Annotated in this window: 15 protein-coding genes and 2 pseudogenes; 8 read left to right on the forward strand and 9 right to left on the reverse strand. The window is 40.5% G+C overall.

Going from position 1 to position 23,886, the window contains the following annotated elements; genetic code table 11:
• Window positions 1–356 precede the first annotated feature (356 nt).
• Window positions 357–662, reverse strand: a complete 306-nt coding sequence (locus tag ACHUFI_RS03500; RefSeq protein ID WP_394246977.1) for an NIPSNAP family protein — start codon at window positions 660–662, stop codon at window positions 357–359.
• Window positions 663–772: 110 nt separating this feature from the next.
• Here ACHUFI_RS03500 and ACHUFI_RS03505 point away from each other — a divergent pair.
• Both ACHUFI_RS03505 and ACHUFI_RS03510 read left to right on the forward strand, forming a co-directional pair.
• A pseudogene (locus ACHUFI_RS03505) lies at window positions 773–1,801 on the forward strand (IS110 family RNA-guided transposase).
• Window positions 1,802–2,106: 305 nt separating this feature from the next.
• Window positions 2,107–2,457: pseudogene (locus tag ACHUFI_RS03510) on the forward strand (IS110 family transposase); the annotation flags it as partial.
• A gap of 298 nt (window positions 2,458–2,755) precedes the next feature.
• Here ACHUFI_RS03510 and ACHUFI_RS03515 read toward each other — a convergent pair.
• The 4 genes from ACHUFI_RS03515 to ACHUFI_RS03530 all read right to left on the reverse strand — a co-directional run bounded on the left by ACHUFI_RS03515 (window position 2,756) and on the right by ACHUFI_RS03530 (window position 7,027).
• Complete coding sequence (locus ACHUFI_RS03515) at window positions 2,756–3,037, reverse strand: hypothetical protein (RefSeq protein ID WP_394246978.1); 282 nt, start codon at window positions 3,035–3,037, stop codon at window positions 2,756–2,758.
• A gap of 161 nt (window positions 3,038–3,198) precedes the next feature.
• Window positions 3,199–4,224 carry a porin gene (locus tag ACHUFI_RS03520; RefSeq protein ID WP_394246979.1) on the reverse strand — a complete coding sequence of 342 codons (1,026 nt, stop codon included), beginning with the start codon at window positions 4,222–4,224 and terminating at the stop codon, window positions 3,199–3,201.
• A gap of 260 nt (window positions 4,225–4,484) precedes the next feature.
• The gene (locus tag ACHUFI_RS03525) at window positions 4,485–5,705 is read right to left on the reverse strand and encodes an OmpP1/FadL family transporter (RefSeq protein WP_394246980.1); all 1,221 of its coding nucleotides are present in this window, start codon (window positions 5,703–5,705) and stop codon (window positions 4,485–4,487) included.
• An 8-nt stretch (window positions 5,706–5,713) separates the two neighbouring features.
• A complete protein-coding gene (locus ACHUFI_RS03530; protein ID WP_394246981.1) occupies window positions 5,714–7,027 on the reverse strand; it encodes a TolC family outer membrane protein in 1,314 nt (437 codons plus the stop codon).
• Between the two features lie 219 nt (window positions 7,028–7,246).
• Here ACHUFI_RS03530 and ACHUFI_RS03535 point away from each other — a divergent pair, with 219 nt between their 5' ends.
• Both ACHUFI_RS03535 and ACHUFI_RS03540 read left to right on the forward strand, forming a co-directional pair.
• The gene (locus tag ACHUFI_RS03535) at window positions 7,247–8,440 is read left to right on the forward strand and encodes a GAF domain-containing sensor histidine kinase (protein ID WP_394246983.1); all 1,194 of its coding nucleotides are present in this window, start codon (window positions 7,247–7,249) and stop codon (window positions 8,438–8,440) included.
• Window positions 8,433–9,026, forward strand: a complete 594-nt coding sequence (locus ACHUFI_RS03540) for a response regulator transcription factor (RefSeq protein ID WP_394246984.1) — start codon at window positions 8,433–8,435, stop codon at window positions 9,024–9,026. The genes ACHUFI_RS03535 and ACHUFI_RS03540 overlap by 8 nt, the downstream gene beginning before the upstream one ends.
• 84 nt (window positions 9,027–9,110) lie before the next feature.
• On the opposite strand, the gene ACHUFI_RS03545 is transcribed toward ACHUFI_RS03540, so the two are convergent.
• Window positions 9,111–9,887, reverse strand: a complete 777-nt coding sequence (locus tag ACHUFI_RS03545; protein WP_394246985.1) for a formylglycine-generating enzyme family protein — start codon at window positions 9,885–9,887, stop codon at window positions 9,111–9,113.
• Window positions 9,888–10,031: 144 nt separating this feature from the next.
• Window positions 10,032–11,591, reverse strand: coding sequence for an arylsulfatase (locus ACHUFI_RS03550; protein WP_394246987.1), 1,560 nt, complete (start codon window positions 11,589–11,591; stop codon window positions 10,032–10,034).
• 261 nt (window positions 11,592–11,852) lie between these two features.
• Between ACHUFI_RS03550 and ACHUFI_RS03555 the strand changes: the two genes are divergently transcribed.
• Together ACHUFI_RS03555 and traF are read left to right on the forward strand one after the other, a co-directional pair.
• A complete protein-coding gene (locus tag ACHUFI_RS03555) occupies window positions 11,853–13,124 on the forward strand; it encodes an anaerobic sulfatase maturase (RefSeq protein ID WP_394246989.1) in 1,272 nt (423 codons plus the stop codon).
• A 349-nt stretch (window positions 13,125–13,473) separates the two neighbouring features.
• Window positions 13,474–14,661, forward strand: coding sequence for a conjugal transfer protein TraF (traF, locus tag ACHUFI_RS03560; protein WP_394246991.1), 1,188 nt, complete (start codon window positions 13,474–13,476; stop codon window positions 14,659–14,661).
• A gap of 160 nt (window positions 14,662–14,821) precedes the next feature.
• Here traF and ACHUFI_RS03565 read toward each other — a convergent pair whose 3' ends face one another.
• The gene (locus ACHUFI_RS03565; RefSeq protein ID WP_394246992.1) at window positions 14,822–15,523 is read right to left on the reverse strand and encodes an EAL domain-containing protein; all 702 of its coding nucleotides are present in this window, start codon (window positions 15,521–15,523) and stop codon (window positions 14,822–14,824) included.
• A gap of 4 nt (window positions 15,524–15,527) precedes the next feature.
• A complete protein-coding gene (locus ACHUFI_RS03570) occupies window positions 15,528–17,390 on the reverse strand; it encodes a methyl-accepting chemotaxis protein (protein WP_394246993.1) in 1,863 nt (620 codons plus the stop codon).
• Window positions 17,391–17,729: 339 nt separating this feature from the next.
• Here ACHUFI_RS03570 and ACHUFI_RS03575 point away from each other — a divergent pair, with 339 nt between their 5' ends.
• Together ACHUFI_RS03575 and ACHUFI_RS03580 are read left to right on the forward strand one after the other, a co-directional pair.
• Window positions 17,730–18,464, forward strand: a complete 735-nt coding sequence (locus ACHUFI_RS03575) for a helix-turn-helix transcriptional regulator (RefSeq protein ID WP_394246994.1) — start codon at window positions 17,730–17,732, stop codon at window positions 18,462–18,464.
• 610 nt (window positions 18,465–19,074) lie between these two features.
• Complete coding sequence (locus ACHUFI_RS03580) at window positions 19,075–23,433, forward strand: ImpA family metalloprotease (protein ID WP_394246995.1); 4,359 nt, start codon at window positions 19,075–19,077, stop codon at window positions 23,431–23,433.
• The last annotated feature ends 453 nt before the right edge of the window (window positions 23,434–23,886 follow it).

Raw genomic sequence — 23,886 nt, forward strand, 5'->3', positions numbered from 1 at the left:
GGTAACACTATCCCAAAATGAACAAAGGCTCTGAAATGTGGGAGCAGAAACTTCTACGCTCTTATTGACAGTGGGGGGTCATATCAACGCCAACTTGAGTCGTGAGCAACGCGACCACTCACCTAACTCGTCATGCCATAAACACTAAAGCCAACTCAAACTGAAAGCGCCAATCGTTAAGAATCAACTTAAATTTAATGTTATGTTTATTCTGCTCAATCTACCCACTGCCCCTGCGTAAGTTTACCTAACTTCAACTAATTCAGCGTAAACACTGAATTGGGTGGTTCAGCTGCTGCCCAGATTTAAGAATACTGAGCGTTGCAAATATGCTGAGTTGAATATCATGCTCGAGCTTAGTCGAAAACTGGTCTGAAAAAACTACGTTCGTAGCTCACGATACAATTCGTATCTTCAGCAAATTCAAAAGCAGCAATACACTCTTTGTCTTTGAGTGAGTCAGTGCGATATGACTCATAAGCCGCAAGACTTGGAAATGAAAACAAAGCTAAAGCTACATTATTAGCACCTTCAGAAGGTAAAAAGTAGCCATGATGCTGCCCACCAAATCTCCCAACGAGTGGGATCCACATTTTAGCGTATTCTTCAAACTCACTAGCCTTCGATGGGTCAATGATATATCTGAGGTAACAAGTAACCATTTATTGAACTCCTTTCATCGCTTTTCCTATTAGCACATAACGAACGACATGGATTCCCCCTACCGAGGATCTGCCACACTTATGTGGTACTTAAATGCATCGGAGGCACCATGTCTGATTATTCTTATTTCTGCGGTATCGACCTAGCTAAAAACCACTTTAGCCTTCATGCCGTAGACCAAAAATGGTAAGGTCATACTTCATAAGTCGGTAACTCGCTCTAAACTACTGACTACAATAGCAAATATGCCACTCATGCGTATAGGCGTTGAAGCGTGTGGTGGTGCACATTATTGGGCAAGAACACTCAATAAACTCGGTCACGACGCCCGTATTATGGCCGTTAAATACGTAATTCCTTATCGAACTAAGGGAAAGAACGACCTTAATGATGCTGTTGCCATATGCGAAGCTGTTCAGCGTCCATCTATTCGCTTTGTACCCGTAAAATCCCCCGAGCAACAAGCCATCTTATCGGTACATAGAATGAGAGAGCATTGGGTTCGTGAATACACCGCACTTATTAATCGCATGCGCGCCCTGCTTTCTGAGTTCGGGTTGAGCATTCCCGTTGGTCACTCTTCATTGATGAAACAGGTTCCCTTAATGCTCGAATACGCAGAAAATGAACTTCCACACCTCGCTAGAACAGTAATAGCCGATGCTTATCACCACCTTGGTGAATTGAATCAACGTATCGCCGATACTGAACAAGTCTTTGATTCTTTTGCTAAGGTCAGCGCTAATGTTCAACGAGTGATGAAAGTTCGAGGCATTGGACCGCAAACCGCTACTGCGATACTCGCTTCGATAGGCAATGGGTCTCAATTTGATAAAAGTCGCGACTTCTCTGCCTGAATAGGGTTAATACCAAAGCAGTATTCTACTGGTGGTAAGCCCCGACTGGGTCGAACAACCAAACACAGTGATAAATATCTACGAACACTTTCAGTTCACGGGGTTAGGACTGTCATCATCAACCTTGGCGACAAGCAAGATAGGTGGTGTCGAGGGGGCTGGAACGAAGAGGAATGAACCGAGCGATAGTGGCACAGATAGTGGCAATTACTGCGAAGAACGCTCGAATAGTATGGTCGCTTTTACACCATCAAACAGACTATGAAAACTATACTGCTTAAGTAAACATTTAAGCAGCATAACGAGTGACACCCACCGGGTCATTGCAGACGCTAATGATGGAGATAGGTTAAAACCACTTGTGAATTACTCTTAAACAGATTGTATGGATAATAAGCACTCCAATCGGGTAAGGTGAGAGCCAGACTTTAGCAGAGCAGTTCTTCTATCTGGTAGTTCGATTAAACGATGGCTTCTCTATTGAGAGACCGATAACAAGTACGAACGCCAGATAGAACTCCAAGCACCACACTCGAATAGTCTTCTAGGTCTCGAGCCCGCATATGCAAGCAAGAGTTAGCTTATTATGAATACAAACAGACTTCAAAACATTAATGTCGGTGTTGATACTGGCCAATCACAATTAGACATTTACACCCGTCCTCTCGATATTTACTTCAACGTTCCCAACAATGAAACAGGCGTCAAGGAAGCGATTAAGACTATTGCTATACATAGACATAGCCGCGTTGTCATCGAAGCTACGGGCCGACTGGAAATGCCTTTCATATTCGCCTGTGATAAAGCGAAGTTACCCTATGTTATTGCGAACCCATTGCACGTTAAAAGATTCGCAGAGGCTATTGGGCTTAGAGCTAAGAATGACCGTCTAGATGCCGCTCTTATTGCCCACTTTGGTGAAGCTATACAACCATCTTCGATAACTTTTTAGGCTTACCTTCAATAATGAGTGGGATAAGGCTTTATTAATGCTATTAGCATTAACTCGAAACTGGTAAACGCATGGCACAATATCAGCCAAAAGAAATTGAAGGTTAAGTGAGTGGCGGTATTTTTGGTTCTCCAACGGTACTTGACCAAGGAATCTATGTACCAAATCTAGATAGGAACCTATACGAATTTCTTTTTTAATCTCCCGATTAGTGCAGTATATACATCAAGAATAAGTCTGAGTGAGACTAGTTCTTGAACGTACCTTAAGTTTCATCAACCCCTTAAACTTTTACAAATTTGCATGACTTTAAAGGCCTTAACGACTTTCTATGAATTCCTGCAAATCGCCCTGTTAGTGCGATGTAATAGCGTTCCGTTCTAAGCAGTTCAATCGCTTTGTCTACAGTTTCAACATACACACGATTAGATTGATGCTGAGGACGACTACCAACTTTACGACCCTTTACTTTCGCGAGTTCATAGAGCCCTTTTTGATTCGGCTCGCATCGGAACGTTACTTCGTTCCCGTAAATACTCCCTTTTGCAACAATATCAACGACCATAACTTATTCTCAGATTTGAATTAAAAAAAGCCACACGAGATTGAGCCTAGTGTGGCGATAAAACCAAAAAGACAGTGGATTAAGAAGGTTGGTTTTCAAAAATGGATTAGCCAATAATTATTCGAGGGGGACGAACAACTATCGGCTAATCTCAAGTAAAATTAGAAGCTGTAGTAAACACCAGTTACAACTGTCATCGACTCGTCAGTAGCCCAATCAGCATCACCTTGTTGGTATTCTGCGAATGCAGTGATGTTGCTAGCAACCGCGTAGTCCGCACCGATAACCCAGTTTGTTGTGTCACCGTATGTGTTTGCTGTAGTGTTATCTACAGATGCAATTGCATAAGTAGTGTAGATACGAGCGTCGTTAATTTGGTAAGCAGCAGCTAGACCTAACGTATTACCATCTACTAACTCATATGAAGTGCTTTCATTCCACTGACCATCATTCGAAGTAGTACCAGCAGTTTTGTAGAAACCAAAACTGTCAGCGCCTTTGAACTCAGCGTAAGTTGCCGCTAGGTAAACACCGCTAAATTCAGCAGATGCAGAGACACCGTATAGTTCGTATTCTTCGTCAGTATCAGTTTCGCCTTGGATGAAAGAAGCACCGACAGAGAAAATGTCATTAGCGTAGTCTGCTGAGAAGCCAAATGTAGCATCTACGTCTTCATCTTCTGCTGTATTAATATCAGCAACAAACGTCATTGGGCCAAATTTTGTTTTTGCGACAATGCCGTTACCCTTTGATTCGCGGTGATGACCACCTGCCGAACCCATGTAGTTGCCTTCATTGGTAATATCGTCTTTCTCAATCGCATCTGCAGAGTCAGCTACATCGCCAACTTCACCAATAGCAACTCCCCAGCTATCTGATTTAATACCAATGTGGACATCATCAAATTTTGCCGAATTATTAGTACCGTCGTACCATGAGCCAGATTCAATTTCAAAAGAAGCAAAACTTGTTAGGTCTTCCGTAAGTTTTTGCTCCACATCCATTTGAACTTTTGCCCAAACGTTCACGTCTAGATCAGTCTTAGTTCCTTGAATATCAGTTGTTGCTAGATACGCATCAACTTCACCTTTTAACGCTACGTTCGTCGTGTCTGTAGAATAAATGTCACCTGCAGCTACAGATGTTGCCGAAGTTGCCAGTAAGACTGCTAGAATTGTTTTTTTCATTGCTACTACCAAATATAATATTTTCTTCATGTTGTCGCCCCATGGCGACAATTCAATGCAAATATACAACCCATTCAAAGCGCAATAAATATATATATCATTTGGAGATTCAAAATTAAAAGGACAGGCACAAATAATGAAAAACAGGAATTTTTACCAGTTTAATTCCAACGAGAAATAATAATTTATAGCGCGAACAACCTCACCACAAACAGACATAAAAAAAGCCCGAACACATCGGGCTTTTATCTAATTTCAATTTAGAATCTATAATTCATCATCACGCCAAAGAAATGGACATTTGCACTATATTCTCCCGATAACTGGCTTTCAAGCAAACCGCCGTCAAACGCCGTATATTCAATTTCCGGATGCCCTCCATATAAAAACTCGTAATACATTTGCATACGCCATTCTGACGTAAGATCATATGTCGCACCAGTACCAAATTTCCATATTTCGCCCGTAGGTACATCAGGATACTGAAATTTCGGATCATCTTGAGGCGACGTCTCATAATATACGCCCCCTTCCAATCTTAGCTTTGGCTGAATTTGGTAGTGTGCGCCTACACTTACTGAATAGGTATCTTCCCATTCTCGTGCGATCGCTGATTCGGCATTTGTCAGTGAAATTTTTGTTTCTTGTACTTTACTAAAATCACTCCAACCTACACTCCACAGCAAAGCAAGATCAGAATATACATTATGGTAACCACTAATAAGGGCCATTGCTGGCATAATGAAATTAAACGAAGCATCAGTAGAACTTTCAGTGCTTTCTAACTTCCCATCCATGTCATGATTCGTTTCCGAACGATAGACTATACCGTATCGGTTGTTTTCATCTGTCTCGTAGTGAGCACTAATTGTGTAGCCAAACTCGACACTATCGCCGCTACCTTGCAATGCTGGCAACATCGTGTCTCTGCTTCCTGCGAAGTTTTGTTTCAAATAACCAAGTTCGCCGACCAAACCAAGGCCAATAGAAAGCTCATCATTTACCTTGTAGGCAACACTAGGGTTAAGTTGAACAGTCATCAAGGTTGCATCTTGCAATAAAACTGAACCTGAAAAGTTAGGGCCATAATCTATTGCCGAGCCACCAGCTGAAGCCAACGCGAAGCCGACAGAAAACTTATCGTTAACTGGTTTTACGTAATAAAAAGAGCCTGCTGGCATTTTAGTACCAGCCGAAGTCTTTTCAGCTCCGCCATCGAAAATCCCCGTAGAGCCAGTGTCCGTATAGTCTATTTGAGAAACCATCCCCTGAAAATTGAATGCAATTGTATCGGTTTCTAGTCGTGTCATTGCCGCAGGGTTGGCAAACGCTGTCTCTGCACCTTCAGCAATCGCTTGTGCTCCGGCACCAGCAGTACTCACACTCATCATACCTAACTCAGGGAATACATAAGCTCCTGCCATTGCATTTGATGCAGCGAAAATCGACAAGGCGATAAGTGACTTTCTGTTAAGTAACATTTTTGTTCCTATATTTTAATTTTTTTAATTTGCAAACCTTTAGAAATATCACGGACATCTTGTTCACTAATTGTCCCAACTTGATATTTCAATGATAACTTACTAATAATGTAATCATACTGTGCTTCAGACAGCATTCTATTTGAACCATATAGACGACGACTGGCTTGCAAAACATCGATAATAGAACGTGTTCCAACATCAAATCCCGACTCTGTTGCTTTAAGCGATTCTTTTGCAGACTTACTAGACTGGGTATGAGCCTTTATCAGTTCAGAGTTTGAAATAATGTCATTATGTAGCTTATTTATATTTTGCTCGGTTTTTCGAATCATCGAATCAAATTTTTCTTGAGATTCTACAAGTGCGAATTGTGCTTGTTTAACACTTGAACTAATCTGGCCACCTGTATAAATTGGCACATTCATCGTAATTCCCACATTCCATGTATCACCATCATCAGTATATGGGTCTAATACATCGCCATTACGATAGTTTGTGTGCTGATAACTTGAATTTAATTTTACATTTGGAGCGTGGCCAGAATTCGCATAATCAATTTTAGCCTTGTGTATTTCCATAGAAATTCGTCCAGCTAACAACTGCAAGTTTTCTGTTTTTGCTTGTTGAAATAGTTCATCAACTTTAGAACTGGGTATTCCGTGACTAAATTTATTTGTATCTAACGGAGACAGTTCGCTATATCTTTGATTGGTTAATAACCATAACTCATGCTTTCTATCTTTAACTCGGTTCTTAGCGGTAATTTCGTTCGCTAACATCTGGTCATATTCTGCTTGCGCATCATAAACATCGGTAGCTGTAGACAGACCTAAGTCAAATCGCTTCTTGGTATGATTAAGGTGTTCTCTAACCGCTTTCTTTTCCGCCCGTGTCAATGTCAGTTTGTCAATAGCCTTAAGAACATTGAAATATGATGTCGCTACCGACAATATGAAACTCTGCTTGAGGTCATCAAACTGGACATCTGCATAATGAGCATTTAACTCACTAAGAGACAACCTTTGCCAACTTGATTCGTCGTAAATCAACTGTTGCATTGCGATAGAGGCGTTACTTCGTTCAATATCATAACTGTCGCCTTCACTAACAACATAACTCGCAGACAAATTTACCTGAGGTAATAGCGCACCAGTTTGTTGCTCAATGTTCTCATGCAATCGTTCCCGCTTTGCGTTTGCTTGATTCAGCATTGGTGAATTGTTCTTTGCGTCCTCGTAAACTTCTTCAAACGTCACAGCAAAGGCTTGACCACTGCAAAGTAAACTTGTACATAGAACACGAGCAATAACTTTATCCATTTCTATTTCCAGTTGTAATTAAAGGCTGCCCAATAACGATATGGGAGGTTACGGTTAACTGGATTTTAAATCGCCAAATCACTTACCTAAACTCGAAATTTTCCCAGTTGTTGATAAAGGTTCCACGAGCCATGATCAAAGTCACACATAGACTCTGGTTTCGTTTCCAATTAGACGTGATAATAATCAGTGTTAAATTGAATACACGAGTCGAATACAATGAATGAACTAGAGAGTTTTTCTGAAATCGAACAATTTACTATCGAAATATCAAAGTGGTTGCTTGACAATGACACAGCAGACTTACCATCAGCGATCAGCCATTCATTAAAATCGTTTTTGCCGTACATTTCGGCTCAGCGAATGTCTCTGTTACGAATGGATAAAAATAAAGGGTTTCAATCTGTTTTTTCTGCTGTAGAAGACGGCTACCGTCCAGTCTTAACACCTAACGTTGGAGCGACTGCCCTGTACCTTGATCTCATTGCGAGTGGTGAAGTTGTAAAAATTACTAAGGACAACATACAAGCCATTTTTTCTGCTGAAGATGACTATTACTTTCGACAAGAAGGCATCATTTCTCATATTGCCATTCCTATCAAAGTTAGGGGTAGCATTTGGGGAAGTATCAATGCGAGTCGATATATAGGGCAAGAGAGTTGGAGCGATGCGACTATCCAACGTATGCAGAGTTTTGGACAGATCCTTGCAGCCACCTATGAAAGGTACTCATACTGGGAAACCATTCAAAATAAAAACATTGAACTAGAAAAGCTTTCTCGAGATCTTATTCGCAACCAAGAAGTTGAACGCAATTTACTGTCTAGAGAATTACATGATAACTTTTCTCAAAAAATGGCGCTTTTGACATTTGAAGCTTCGAACTTAGTTGACCAAGCTGAAAATAGTCAAATTGAAACTAGTTTGCGTGAACTTCAGCATCAGATCCAACTCGTCGCCACTGAAATGCAGGCTCTATCGCGTTCATTACACCCTGCGATATTAGACGACTTGGGTCTTACTCCTGCTATAATTGCTGAATGCCGAAGAATCTCAGAGTTAAAAGATTTTGAAATCCAAACCTTGATTTCCCCTCTTCAAACACTCAGCAAAGATCTATCACTCAACCTTTACCGAATTCTGCAAGAAGGACTGAATAATGTAGCAAAGCATGCTAAGGCTTCTGCAGTATTTGTTATTTTAGAAATTAAAGATTCAGTTCTCAACTTCCAAATTGTTGATGACGGCATAGGCTGCGATCTTGAAGGTTTACAAACTAAGACTAATATCGGTCTACGAAGCATCACTGAGCGAACACTTCAATTTAATGGCGAAGTCACATTCAATTCACCAAGTGACGGTGGTTTTTCAATAGATATTAAGATTCCAAACATACAGGGGTATTATGAGTAGAATAATTCTGGCCGATGACCACCTCATCGTAGCGCAAGGCGTTGCTGGCATTTTAAATAAAGAGCATGATGTTATCGCTATCGCGCAGTCCGGGGAAGAGCTAATAGAACTCGTGAAACAACATAACCCTGAGCTAGTTATTACGGATGTTAGCATGGGCGATATGACCGGAATTGCTGCGTCAGCCGCGATACAAAGACTTAATAAGGATATCAAGATTATTTGTTTAACGATGCACGAAGAGCAAGAGTACGCTGAAGGGGCATTCGCTGCTGGTGCACTTGGCTACGTTTTAAAGAACGAAGCGGCAAATGAACTTATTCAAGCCGTTGAGACCGTACTCTCAGGGGAAAAATATCTATCTAAATCCGTCACTATCAACGAAGATAAGCCTCAACTTACCTCTCGTCAGTTAAGTGTTTTAAGGTTACTTGCACAAGGTAAATCGGCAAAGCAAGTGGCAGATGAACTTTTCATTTCATCCCGCACTGTCGAGTTCCACAAATACACTATGATGAAATTGATTGATGTGAAAACTGGCGCGGCTTTAGTTCAGTACGCATTGAGACATGGATTAGTAAAATAAGGCTCTATTTTTTGCTCAGGCGGTATGTCATATCATCGCCTGAGCAACATAAGAACCAAGCTTCAGTTCAATAAATCAGCGTTATTATTCAGATAAAACTAAACGAAAGCCAATATCCGCCATCATTGCTGTCTGACTAGCAAAATCTCGACTAGTATTCTTTGACGACTCTGGAGGGTACGAGAAACTACCACCTCTTACCGATTTGTACGCAAGGTGATGTTCTGAATCTATATCGTTGATCGGGTCACTGAGTGAATCAAAACGATTGTATCCTGCCTCATACGCATCTTGCACCCACTCTCCTACGTTCCCAGTCATATCATACAAGCCCAATTCGTTTGGTAATTTAGAGCCCACAGGGTGCGCTTGATTATTAGCGTTGTCTTTATACCAAGCCACATTATCAATGGTATTAGACCCACTAAAACTTAAACCTTGTGATTGGTTACCGCCTTTAGCCGCGAACTCCCACTCGGCCTCGGTTGGCAACCTGAAACTCTTCCCTGTTCGTTTATTAAGTTGCTCTATAAAATACTGAACCTGCTGCCACGTAACATGATTCACTGGCATGTTATCACCGCGAAAGTAACTAACATCGTTACCAACCACATCAAAGAATATATCCTGAGTCATTTCAAACTTTGATATGTAAAAGCTACTCACTGCTACAGTAGTGGCCGGACAAGCAGTGGCATCTTCTTCACATGACTCGCCAAGCTCATAATCGCCGCCGGCAACATGAACCATTTGCGACATAATTTTGTCCCTAAGCGCGATATCCTCTGTTGCCATAAATAAAGAAGTCGAACAACCCTGTAGGAAGGCGGCAGCCGTCACGGCCATCATTAAATTCTTCATTACTGGTACCTCTATGCAATATATGTATATTTGAAAGCTATAATTAAACTGTACATCATTGATACGAGCGATTCTGCTCGTAGTTTTACGAGAAAGGCCCAACACTAGGTTGGGCCTTTGACATCACTATAGCGGGGGGAAACGCTATTGTGCTTTTTGTGTAGCTTGAAGCTGCTTCATCACTTTTTGAAGTTGAAGCGTATTGTAGTTGATACCTGCTGCACTAAAGCCTTGGCCTTTCTGCATAGGGTAACCTTCTAGTGAAGCAAAGAACTTCTGTACTTCTTGTGACATAGGTACAAACAGCCACATGTTATCGATCATCCAACGTACATACATTGGTGATTCATGCGCTGCAATTTCGTATGGGTCTGCGTACAAGTTAGTTAGCTCAGGCCAAGCTGGAGCCATACGCACGGCAGATTGCATATTACCTTCCATCATTGCGAACGTCGCTTTCCATTCATTCCAGCGAAGTGCGTTTAGCTCACCGTTAGCGCTAAAGTAAAATTTAGTAGTACGAGGGCCTTTATCTTCTTTACCTTCAAAGAACGGTTTGAAGTTGTTACCGTCTAAGTGTACACGCCACTCTTTGTTGTTGAACTTAGCGCCTTTCTTAAGATCACCGACAACATCATCCATACCAGCAGCAGCAGCAAATGTTGGCAACCAGTCTTCATGAGACATCATTGCATTAACTTTTGTACCCGGTTCAATTGTACCTGGCCAGCGCACTAGCTGAGGGACGCGCATACCACCTTCAAAGGTAGTACCTTTTTCACCGTGGAATGGTGAAGTACCGCCGTCAGGCCATGTAAATTTCTCAGCGCCGTTATCTGTAGAGTAAACAACGATTGTGTTGTCGTCGATGCCCAGTTCTTCTAACTTGTCTAAAAGCAAACCAACGTGATAGTCGTGCTCTGTCATACCGTCTGGGTAAATACCCACACCTGTAATGCCATCCCATTTATCTTGTAGACGAGTGTGGATATGCATACGCGAAGCGTTTACCCAAGTAAAGAATGGCTTGTCTTCTTTAACTGCTTTTTCAATAAACTTAATAGACGCACCTACAAACTCATCATCCGCTGTTTCCATACGTTTACGAGTCATAGGACCTGTATCTTCTACGCGACCATCAGCAAACGCGTGGATGACACCGCGTGGGCCAAAGTTTTTGTTAAACGCAGGGTCTTTAGGGTAGTAGTATGTTTCTGGCTCTTCTTCTGCATTCAGGTGGTATAAGTTACCGAAGAATTCATCAAAACCATGGTTTGTAGGCAGGTGTTTATCTTGATCACCAAGGTGGTTCTTACCGAATTGACCCGTTGCATAGCCTTTGTTCTTAAGTACATCTGCAATAGTTGGTGCCCAATCTGGAATACCGTGATCAGAGCCAGGCATACCGATGGTCAAAAGACCCGTTCTGAAAGGGTGCTGACCTAAAATGAAAGAAGAGCGGCCTGCAGTACAGCTTTGCTGAGCATAGTGGTGCGTAAATAGTGCACCTTCATTAGCAATACGGTCAATATTAGGTGTTTCGTAGCCCATCACACCATTGTTGTACGCACTGATGTTCGAATAACCAATATCGTCACCCCAAATAACAAGAATATTCGGACGCTCAGATGTAGCAGCTACAGCAGCATGGGCAGTTGCTAGAACACCCAAGCCTACTGTGACTTGTCCAAGTAATTTAGACATAATTGTTCACCTTATCAAGATATTAAAATAACCAAACACATGGTTAGAAATGTTTTCGGACTCATTAAACGACGACAAGGGAAACAAACCTACTAGCAAATTTTCTAGTTATCATTTCAGGTTGATCTATCTCATATATCCATACTGGTAATTTTCCCAGTTTTACTTAACCGGACGAATATTCATTCGAAACAACACCCAGTCACTGATATATTCACAAGTGAAATAAATGACCTTTAATATTAATACTGGGGGCGCGACATGAACGCCATAACAACTTACCTTCACAATGGTAAAGCTAGCAAACGAATGCATGTAATGACCAAGCCAATTGGGGCTGCGTGTAATATCGACTGCACTTATTGCTACTACTTAAGTAAACAAGACCTACTGGAGTATAAGGAAGGCTGCTCCCCTAAAATGTCTTACGAGGATCTTGAATCCTATATTTCTCAGTATATTGAGCAACAAAACACCCCTGAAATAATATTTTCTTGGCAAGGGGGAGAGCCGACGATGCTCGGGCTACCTTATTTTGAGGAAATTGTCAGACTACAAAAGAAATATGCCCCGACAGGTGTTAAAATTTCAAATGATTTACAGACGAACGGAACCTTACTCAATGATAAATGGTGTGAGTTTCTAGCCAAAAACAATTTTTTGGTGGGGTTAAGCATTGATGGTCCGCAAATGTACCATGACGCCTTCCGTACAAATAAATCTGGCAGAGGCACCTTTTCTCGAGTAATGCAGTCTGTTGAATTACTACACAAACACAATGTCAACTTTGCAACGTTGACTTGTATAAATAGTTTAACGAGCAAGCAACCCGTTGAGATTTATCGATTTCTTAGAGACGTAGTTCGTTCTCCTCAAATTCAGTTCATTCCTATAGTCGAACCAAAATCATTTCGTGAAACTGCACCACAACACTGGAAATCTCGCGAGATGCCAGTCATGGATTCTAAGCAAACCGACCCAGCAGAAACCGATTCAATCGTCGAATCTTGGTGTGTAAAAAGTCAAGATTGGGGTACGTTTTTATGCAAAGTCTTTGACGAATGGTTTAACCACGATTTAGGCCGAATCAATGTACAGTATTTCGAAGCAGCTTTCATTTCTTGGACAGGTCAAGATAGCCCTCTTTGTACTCAGGGAAGTATTTGCGGTAAAGGTTTAGCGATGGAGCCTAATGGCGATGTTTTCACTTGCGACCACTATGTTTATCCAGAGTACAAAATTGGCAATGCATACGAAAATAAACTCGATGACATGGCATTCTCAATGAAGCAGCAACAATTTGGGTTCAACAAAACGAGAACATTAACTCAACAATGCAAAAAGTGTGACTATGCTTTTGCTTGTTATGGCGAGTGTCCAAAAAATCGTTTCGTTCGCTCTCATGATGGTGAGGCTGGCCACAATTATTTATGTTCTGGTTGGCATAAATTCTTTAAACACATCGACCCTTTTATGTCATACATCGTACGAAGCCTAGGATACGACGTTAAAAAGCAAAGTAACTTCCGATAACTTAAAGGGCTCATTTCCATACAACAAATGTCTCGTCACGGTACTAACAAAAGGCATTATGAATAGTACCTACTAATAGACACCTCATCACTAGAGCATTCGTCAACTCAAAATGGACGACAAGGAGTTGACGAAGGATGAAACGGGTTACTAAGCCGTACTTTAATTCACCTTTCCAAGCCCGAAAAACGTATGTGCTTTTTGAAGATATTTAAGTATGAGTATGACGCCACTCTACGATGTTCGCCTCACTAAAGTAATGACGTTTTACCTGCATTGCACGATAAGACTATCCGCAGCCTACGGCACCAGTATCCATTTAGCTGACACAATAACCTAGAGACATGCCATGAAAATGATCTCCTATAACACTGGCCTAAATTTATCAGCGGGCCTATCAATTCGTACTTTGATAACAAACACGAGTTCAAAGTACGTTTTGAGTCTATTTGTCTCTTTAAATTGTAATGCATTCGGCCTTACAGAAGCACAATCTGTAGGAATGGGAGGAACTGGCGTTGTCTCGGGGACTTTTGTCTCTTCTCCATATTTTAACCCAGCTCTATCTAGTATTTATCGCTCTACAGATAACGCAGCTTTTTTAGGTCCAACTTTCACCACAACGGCTACATCTTTAGGTAACTTTGTCTCTAACTTATCGGATGTATCAAATGCCATAGAAAATGGTGATAACCCTGACGATTCACTCATAGCGCTTGATGGAAGTTCGTTGACATTAAATACGAGCATTGGAATGGCATTTGCTGTTCCTAACTCAACCGCTGGTATATCAGCTTATACGTCCATCTACAGCATTGATACCATTCAACCAGAGATAAAGTATGATCTAATCGGAAATCCCAACGAGGATAGTTCATTAATTAAAACCAAGTCCGTTAAAGTAAAAGAGCTAGGCCTCGCGATATCACGATATGCTTCCCTAGGACATCAACACTTTACATTTGGCGTAACACCAAAACTACAAACGATCACAACGTATACGTATCAAAGCCGAGTTGACCGTTTTGATTTAGATGATATTAAAGAGAATAAAAATTCTAGTTTTTTGATAAACTTCGATGCAGGGTTATTATGGTTTTATGGCCCATTACGTATTGGTATTAGTTCAAAAAACATTCGGAATAAACAATTCTCCACTACTTCAGTTGAAGACCTATGGGGTGGAAATAAAGAACAAGATGTTTACGAACTGTCACGTACTTCAACAGTAGGCCTAGGTATCGTAGGGGATACTGGCATCTTTTCTCTCGATTACGATTTAAATGAACGAGAGGGCTATCTGAATACAAATGATAATACTAGATACCTAAGAGTTGGTATGGAGTCTCAGTATATCCTTCGTTCTATACGATTAAGACTCGGATATTATGACAATCTAGCCAATGAAGAAGAAAAAGCGAGTCTCACCACAGGTGCCGCCCTTATCCTATTGAACGTAATTCAAACGGATGTCGCATTAACTTATAGTAGAAAGCAAACTGCTGGGTTATCTGCGAATTTCACATTAAACTTTTAAAACGTGTAAATATTAATTAAAACGTGTAAATAGTAATGATTTACCACATAACTTACTTTCACACAGCGATAGTCTGTCTGCATTAAACAATAAATCATCAACTAACACCTCTTAGTTGATGATTTATTCGATTCCTAAAATAATGTGCATTGTATTCATGTTACATCTTTACTGGCGATGGTCGGTGTATATAATACCCTTGACAATAAGAATTACTTAATGAGGAAAAAAACTTAAAATCCCTTTCACTTTCAACGCCTTCAAAGACAATTTTCTTCCCTTTAGATACCAGCAATGAATGCATATAGAGAAGCTCTAAGTACCTATTTGATAACATGTATTTTTTATCAACCTTAACTAATTCAAAATCAATATTATCAATACGATTTCTTGCCATATCGTCATTATAATCAAAATCATCTAAAGCTCGGGTAGTTGTTGGAAATAACTTTGATAACAAATACCCATACAGCATGTCTTCATTACGCGAAGAGGATTCAAGAATTTCAAAGCAAACTCTCTTTAACGGAATATTATTAGAACTCATTCGTTCTTTTATCTGTTCGTATCTTCCTGAATTAACAGAATGCAAAACCGTGTCGCTAGATAAGTTAATAAAGCAGATCCCTTCTAGCTTAGAAGTAAAAAAATACTCCATATGCATGAAACCTAATTCAACTTCAGTTTCAGTACGCTCTTCCATGCTCAAAGAGTTTAAATAGATATCAACGCTTACATCAACACCGCCTACCTTAAGTCGACATAGCATTTCATGGCCAATAACCTGATAATTGCTATCGACAATTTTTTGATGATGACTTTCACATTCAATCATCCTACCGGAAGCGTCAATATAATTCATAAAATCAGTCCAACTCAAAATACGTAGCTTTATTACGTAGTTCATCAACCATTTCTGACACTGATATCGTTATCTCACTAAACTGTTCAATCAACTCATCATTAGAGTCAAAAGCGCTTTGCAAAGCGATAACTTGGTTATCAAAAACAGTCACAAACGCCTGCTGTTTACATAATGCAGACTCTATGCTCTTCACGGACTCTAAGTTGTTTCCTGTTTCGATTTCAATATGTTTTCCAAACAGTTCAAGCTGGTTCGCTACGGTCATTAACTCAGTAATTCTAGATTTATTTGCGTTAGCTTCTTTTTCAACAATTCGACTTTGAGAAAGCATTTCGTCTACGATATTTCGAGTGTTAAGAGTCGCCTTTTTAGTCTTAATTGACAGTGAGCGCACCTCATCAGCGACTACCGCAAATCCACGGCCATGTTGACCAGCTCGTGCAGCTTCGATTGCAGCGTTTAATGCAAGCAAGTTAGTTTGCTCTGATATGGCAGTTATATCATCGATAATAGTACTGATCCTTTCACTCATTCCGACAAGTTCCATTATGCCTTGATTTGAACTGTCCATCCCGGTAGAGACTGATTCAATAAGCTTAAATGATTTATGCAACGTAGATTTGCTTTCTTCAAGGGTAGAAACTGATTGATGGGTTTGCTGCATTGCTTTAGAACAGACTTTGGCTGCATCATCTATAACATGTAGCAAATCATTTTTTGTTTCAGCCAACTTAGAGAACTCAACTGCATTTCGATTAGTCGATGTGAAAATGCCCCCTAATTCCTTTTGTGAAGCCTCTACACGGGATATAGCATTCTTTGTATTTGAAACGAAATCTGAAAATACGGTTGATAGTTTTACCAACGCATGCTCAACAGCTTTCACCTCAGGTACTTTTCCATCGCTAGAAATCGGCGTATCGAGTCTTCCTTGACTTATCAAATCGATGGCTAGGGTTAGTTTTTTAAGCGGTAGTAAATTCTTAGTGACAATAAATATCACAAGCACAAGAGTTGATATCCCGAGGAAAAATAAGCTGATCAGCAACGCTACTAAATTGTTTGTTATATTATCTTCAACCTCTGTCAGAGGTGTAATTGCATAGATAGTAAACACGCCGTTATAAGCAGATTGAGAAGCTACTGCGAATCTATCACTTTGTTCATTCGCATACTGAATGATGTTATTCCTTGAACTAGATAAATACATTGGCCTCAACTGTTCAATATTCTTACCTAACCAACTCATATTTACGCTATCTGTAGCGACGACAACGTTATTCGAATCGGCAATAGCGTACTCAGTATTTTTAATCGATGGCATTAAACTTGAGAGTTCTACATCAAAGCCAAGTACCGTTCTGGTCCCCTTTTCTGACAATAAGGCGATGGACATAGTGACATTCATCAAACCTCTGTCTCCAATGTAGGCATTACTAAGAAAATGAGCGCCTTCCTGATTAATTACGTCAAGAAACCAATTCCGTTTTTTCTCAATTGCATTAAAACCCTCAACCCAATACCCGTTCTCTATAACAGATGCAACATAACCTTTATCATTTGCAATATAGATATCTATATATTCATTATTTTCATCTTTGACTGCCGATAATAGTTCCATGTATCGTTCTATATCATCGTCATTGTTAACGTCTTCTATGAGTTTTGAAATCGAGCGTACTTTACTAACGGATGAAGCAAGATTACTTTCAAACGTCGATGTTAATGTATCAAGAGAATTTAAGGAAAGGCGACTTATTTCAAGACTTTTTGATTTTTGAAAATGGTTATAACCTAGTAAAACCACTAGAGATGTAATTATTAAAACGCTAATAGCTACATGTTGAAAAATCTTCTTTTGCACATCCTTTCCCCCTAAGCATAAAGTTACTCCTATGCTACTCTTAACAGAGCAAGAACCTTACTAGTAAAAATACCTAATTTTTGCCGAAACATACAGTCGCTGCAGTATCTTCACTGCAAACGCATCTTATTTGTTATCAGTGCGAGTATTCATAACTACCATCGGCACGGATGAATATATTGCCTAATAGATTGTTGCACTCAGAACAATTTCAATTAAACGGTACAAGTAGATCCAGAGAATCAGTGAATTCGAATTAGGTCCTGTACATTGTTGACAGCAATCGTTTTCTTTTATCTACTGTTTTTTAAATATCATCGGTTGAAAGGGATAACTATAATGCTTAACCGCACCATCCAGATTCTTAGTGATTGCCCCCCCACTAAGTTCGAAGAAAACCTTGAGAAACTAATGCAGGATTCAATGGATAAACTCGACATCGACAGATTGACCATATATCCAAACTCTAAAGTTGCATTGCTTGAAAAGCGTTCCATTTCAACCACTATCGGTAAATTCCCACCACTAAGGTTTAACGAATTCGCAAGAGAAAACTATGCTGACTATTTAATGACAGCAACGCAAACAGAAGGCTGGCGAATTTATGATCACCTCGACTTAAAATATTCGTCCATTTTTCCGTTACGCCATCTTCACTCAGAAGGAGTCATCAGGCATGGAGTCACACCACTTCAACTATTTGGCACCAATTGGGGGCTGTTGAGCGTTTCTCAATTTAGGAAATGTAGCGCTATACCAGATGATACTACTCTTACCCTACTTAAAAATTTGGCTTTGCTGTGGTTAAACTTTTGGCAACATTTTTCTCTTAGAAAGAGCGTCGGCCTCGATGAAGAGCGTTATTCGAGATTATTGCTTCTCAGCTCACGACAACGAGAAATTTTGGAACATATGGCAGATGGTAAGACCGCAAAACAATCTGCAGAAATACTTAAAATAAGCACTAGAACTGTGGAGTCACACAAATATCGAATGTTAAAAATTTTGAACCTCGATAATAGCAATAGCTTGATTAAGTTCGCCCTTCAAAACAACCTGGTGCCAAAAGATTAACCATTTCGAAATTTTGTTGCGTAACTCGGATAGAAAACTAAACCGCCTGAAATTCTGCGACTCGCTAAATTTCAGGCATATTGAGCGTTACAAACGTGTTCCACGCTTTATCCCTAGCGGCCTCAGGTGTATACCTTGATACTAGCTAGGTCACCTTTCCAAAACTCTATGCTTCCCCCAAAAGCCAGACACTTTGTCTTCCTATTTAAAATACTTAACACCTCTCCTTATGTATCGAGAATACGCAAAGCACGGTTTTGAGGACTCTATTGTGCTGTTTCCAGACGTTGTTGTGTAACAAGGTTACGATGATTAATGGCCGCGATGGTCGTTTCATGATTTAGTTCCTTTGAACCAAGCACTCAACCTCAGTAAAACTACTGCACCGCAAAACAATGAAAACAAAAAAAAGCAGTAGATACCGCACAGACTTCTCACTATGAGCCGACATTAAAAACAGCCAACACACATTATAATACTGATTTAATTGGACAAAATAATAAAGCCAAGCAAAACGTGTTTAAAATCCTCTACCTTTTTCAAGCTGTCACTTCTTCCTGCTCCGGGGCACTATATGAGTCAACCCTCATAAACAAAGGAAGCAACACCAGTGAAAAAAACACCAAATCAAACGTCTCTATTAGCGCTAAGCATCGCTTCGGCGTTATTACTTTACCATTCACCATCCTACTCTAGCGAAGAGCCTTTAATTTATTACAACATTAACGCGGGTAGCTTAAATCAACAGGGATTTGTTCAAGACACATCAAAAAACGCGTACATTCAAAACGGCATTTTCCACGGTATCGGTGGGCGCTCTCAAGGGAAAAAAACACTCACTACATTGCAGAAACAACTTTTAAAAAACACTAATCATCAAATTTCTTTTAATGCAAAAATAATCTCAGGCGCATCAAATCTTGCTTACCTTGTTGTTTCAGGTCATCGATACTTAGTAAAACTTAGCATTGATTCTAACTCTAGGCTCATTGCTGACTTCGAAAAAGGCGCTTCTCATGTTCTTTCGGACGACCCTAACGCACTCGAAATGCACCATTTTAGGCTCCAATTTTCTGCTGATAGCCAGGAAGTATCATTCTACTACGACGATAAATTGATTGATTCGTGGCCAGGTTCCACCACTTCTCAAAACGACGCGTTGTATTTCGGTAACGGGAGCACATCTGTCGACGGTGAAATTGAGATCAATGAATTGCGCGTTGATTTAATCAAAGATAATCAGTTTATCAACTTACTAGACTTTGACCGTGATGGCATTCCCGACGGTATCGATGAAGATGATGATGGAGACGGCGTTTTGGACAGCGATGACGCATTCCCCCTTAACCCTTCCGAGTCTTTAGATACAGATCAGGACGGTATTGGTAACAATTCTGATATTGATGATGATGATGATGGCACCCCAGATGACGCAGATGCTTTCCCGCTCGATCCAACCGAATCCACTGATTCAGATGGCGATGGTGTTGGCGACAACGCTGACACTGACGATGATGGAGATGGTGTTATTGATGATGAAGACGCTTTCCCACTTGATCCAAGCGAGTCGCTAGACACTGATGGAGACGGCATTGGTAATAACGCTGACGACGACGACGACAATGACGGTACTGCAGATACAGAAGATGCCTTTCCTCTAGATCCTAATGAATCTTTAGACACTGATGGTGATGGTATTGGCAATAACGCTGACAGTGATGATGATGGTGACGGCATCGCTGACAACGATGATACGTTCCCGCTCGACCCAGCAGAATGGCTCGATACCGACAAAGATGGGATTGGAAACAACTCAGACAATGATGACGACGGTGATGGCTACAATGACAGCGAGGATGCTTTCCCATTGGATCCAACCGAATCACTCGATACAGATGGCGACGGCATCGGCAACAACGCCGACACTGACGATGACGGCGACGGTATTCCAGACGAAGAAGATCTTGAACCTCTCGTTCCCGCGCCAGAAGATATCAGCGCTAGAATCGACACTGGTAATGCAGATCTCGTCACTGAAAGCGAATTATACGAAGTATTGCGAGCCGATATCGAACTTTCTAAACAATCTGCAAAAAACGTTCGACGCAAGATTTTTGGATTAGATGGAAAACTCCCCCTCATCACAAATTTAAGCTGGAAGATACCCAGTGATGGAGTGAGTTTACAAAACCTAGAACCAACCGAGAATACGGCTATTCTGACTTCAAATTACGCTGTAAGAAGTTCAGGTACGATGAATGTCGACTTAGCCGTAGTAAACAATGAAGGCCGCTATGCAGCGTTTGGCCACAATCCGTTTGATTTAGAAATAAATGACGACGGGATGGAACAACTCTTAAAGAATGTTATTGCCCATTTAACTCACACGGTTGATATTACGAATACTGAGTTAAACATAGTGACAAGTAACCTGCCCCAACGCCAATACTACCCGTTTGACAATGAGCTTTATGCATGGTTTGAGGCCCATTTACCAAAAGCCAAGTTGACTCCAAAGAACTATTGTGACGGGTTAAATTTAAGTAACTGTTTAAACACCAATAACGATCTATTAATCGTAGGACAAGATGAAACTGGCGAGCTTAGCGAGTCAGTTGTTGCTTCAACAGTACAACAAGCTCTAGACAATGGAATTCCTGTTATTTATCTACATCATTCTGCAAATACATTTTACATTGGAGATAAACTACTAAAAAGCTTAAAGTTACTTGGAATCAGCAACCGCTCGAGACAAGAAGCTGTCATCGACCTTGATACACATTTATATTTCGACAATGCCCCTACTGACATTGATAAAATCAGTAATTTAATTAAAACGGTAGAGGAGCAAAGCTTAAGTTATAGTGACTATAGCTCATGTATTAAGAGGACAACTACCTACTTCAAGTGTGACACCCCTGAATTCATCAGCAAAATTATGGGGGGAGCTGAAAGCGCGAGACTGGTTTTCAACAATATGGACTCCCAAACACTGGATATATTTAAACTCAAAAGTTTAAGGTTCTACAAATCACTAGCCCTACTCGGTGACAAGATAAGACATGGGGGAAATGATACATCGGCAGTTAACTTCCCTGTTCATTCAACCGATTCAGTTAATGTCTCTCGTTCATTACTCTCTGACGCTACCATTTATAACCATCGAGCTATTGCTCCGAGATTCGAAGATCTAGGGGATACTATTTGCACCAGAGATCAAGTTCAAAACGGTTCTTGTATTGAGTACGATATCGGTTCAGTTGTAAAACATTCAGATACTATTCATCTCACCTTAGACTCTATCGATCAATGGACTGCCACCGGTTTTTATGCTCTACCAGGAGAAACTATCAACATATCTAGAGCAGACGAAAATCTTAACGCTCGCGTTGGAGTGCGAATTAATGCACAAAGAAATAAAACGACGAGAGCTATTTGGAAAGAAGACAGTTATTACCGTCCCGAAAGAGTAGCTTCTCCTGTCATGTGGTTAAAAGACCAAGAACTACACGATATTACGTCAGCGATTGGTGGCCCTATTTATGTCCACTATGAAAGTGACGCCACATTGGCTGGATCAGAAGTCATTTTAAGCATAAGCGGCGCTGCAAAACATCCTACATTGATCGATACTCATGACACGTTGGCTATCGAGAATTTCGTTGACGAAATACACAGCTCGAGCCTACCTTTCTTTGACTTAATCTTCGAGAATGCTCAAGTTCACTCACGAAAATATGAGTTTTTGGAAGGTGCCGAGTTATACAATGGCGATGTTCATCAATTAATTGACGATTACACTAACGGCTTTTTAAATACTGCCTATGATTTAGCGGGTGTCAAAACAACGAAAAAAGAACTTAAAACAACCCTAAGTCCCGATGTTCAATCTTTTTGCGATAATTCGGGTTGGAATTGCTATGACGAAACTTTACACAGTAAGCTGACTACTCAACATATCAACTATGACGAGTACGCTCAGTGCGGCTCAGCATGTTCCGGAAATCCATTCGACAAAGGTGGTAGCGTTGAACCGCTAAGTTGGGTTGAAGGACATGAATTAGGGCATAATTTACAAACGAAGAGACTCGGAATTAGATACGTTCCATTGGACCAGAAAGAGCATTGGTCAAGTTATGAAATTCGTTATACAGAAAACTCGAATAACATCTATCCATGGTACATCAATTGGTTTGATCAAAGGATTACAAAAGGAATTGTGGGAGAGAGTTATGTAAAAGCCCGCACCAATCCGAAAGGCACTTTTGCTATGATTCAATCGGAAAACGCCAATTTAACCAAAGAAATTGACGGAGTGACGCGCAAAGTTATTTTTAACGAATCATGCAAATTAGTTGCTGACTATTCATTAGATGTCGAACAACCAGCGTATCAGTATATTTATGAAGAACCTGGTTATGCGCCAAAAAACAACGAACGGCTAACTCCATACATTCAAATTGCACTATTGAGCAACAAAATGCAGCTGTCAGACGGTACTCAGCTAGATAATGGATTTGACATCTTAACGTTACTCAACATTCATAGCCGCTTATTTGATAAAGCTACTAGCAATGAAGACATCTGGAACGATAGCCGTGCTAACCTTGGTTTCGATCTATTTCCTTATAGTGGACATAGTACCTACGATGGCAACAAAGTTGGTAGTATGATCGGCAACGACTTTATGGTTATTTCCTTGACGAAGATTACAGGATCAGATTGGCGTCCGTTTTTCAATTTGAGGAAAATACCGTTTACCAACTTAGCGTCTGAGCAAGTTGAACAGTTGCTAAAAGGTTCATCACGGACAATCGGCAACTCGTGGTATGCACTAAAACAAGCTGGAGCAGTACCTACAGCAAATCTCTCTGAATCAGTTGATGGCTATCAAACCATCTTTGAAATAGTTGACGCTGATACGAGATGGCCACTGGATAATTTCCATCCAAAGGATTGCCTAGAATAAACCTTGAAGCATTAGTTTGTGGGTAAACCCCAATCTGTGTAATTTATAGAGATGGTTTCAATTCGTAGATCTTAGCTTGAGCTTGTGATTCTGCTCTTGAAACCTCTCTTTCCTGGTGATGGTGTTCTGGGATGTATCTTGAGGCAAAAGAGTTTGAACGGAGATTTCAGAACTCCTTACTATCCGTGTTAGCCTATCGAATAAACTGGATGGGCATTTTCTGTGAGGGTGAGCTTGGTCATTCTAGGGAGACAAGCTCAGTCTGTTGATGTGACACTATATGGAGTAAAGATCTGCTTAGGCGGACTTAATAAAGTCATATTAATCTGTAACGAACGCGCCAAATTCTCAAATAGCGGACGCCATGCACCTACAAAATCATTATTTTTAACAGTCAGTGTTCCTAGAGCCTTAAGCAGATTCATTTTTAGTTAAGCACCCAGACCTCTTAGA

This window comes from Vibrio profundi (assembly GCF_043642225.1).
GTDB classification, from domain to species: domain Bacteria; phylum Pseudomonadota; class Gammaproteobacteria; order Enterobacterales; family Vibrionaceae; genus Vibrio; species Vibrio profundi_A.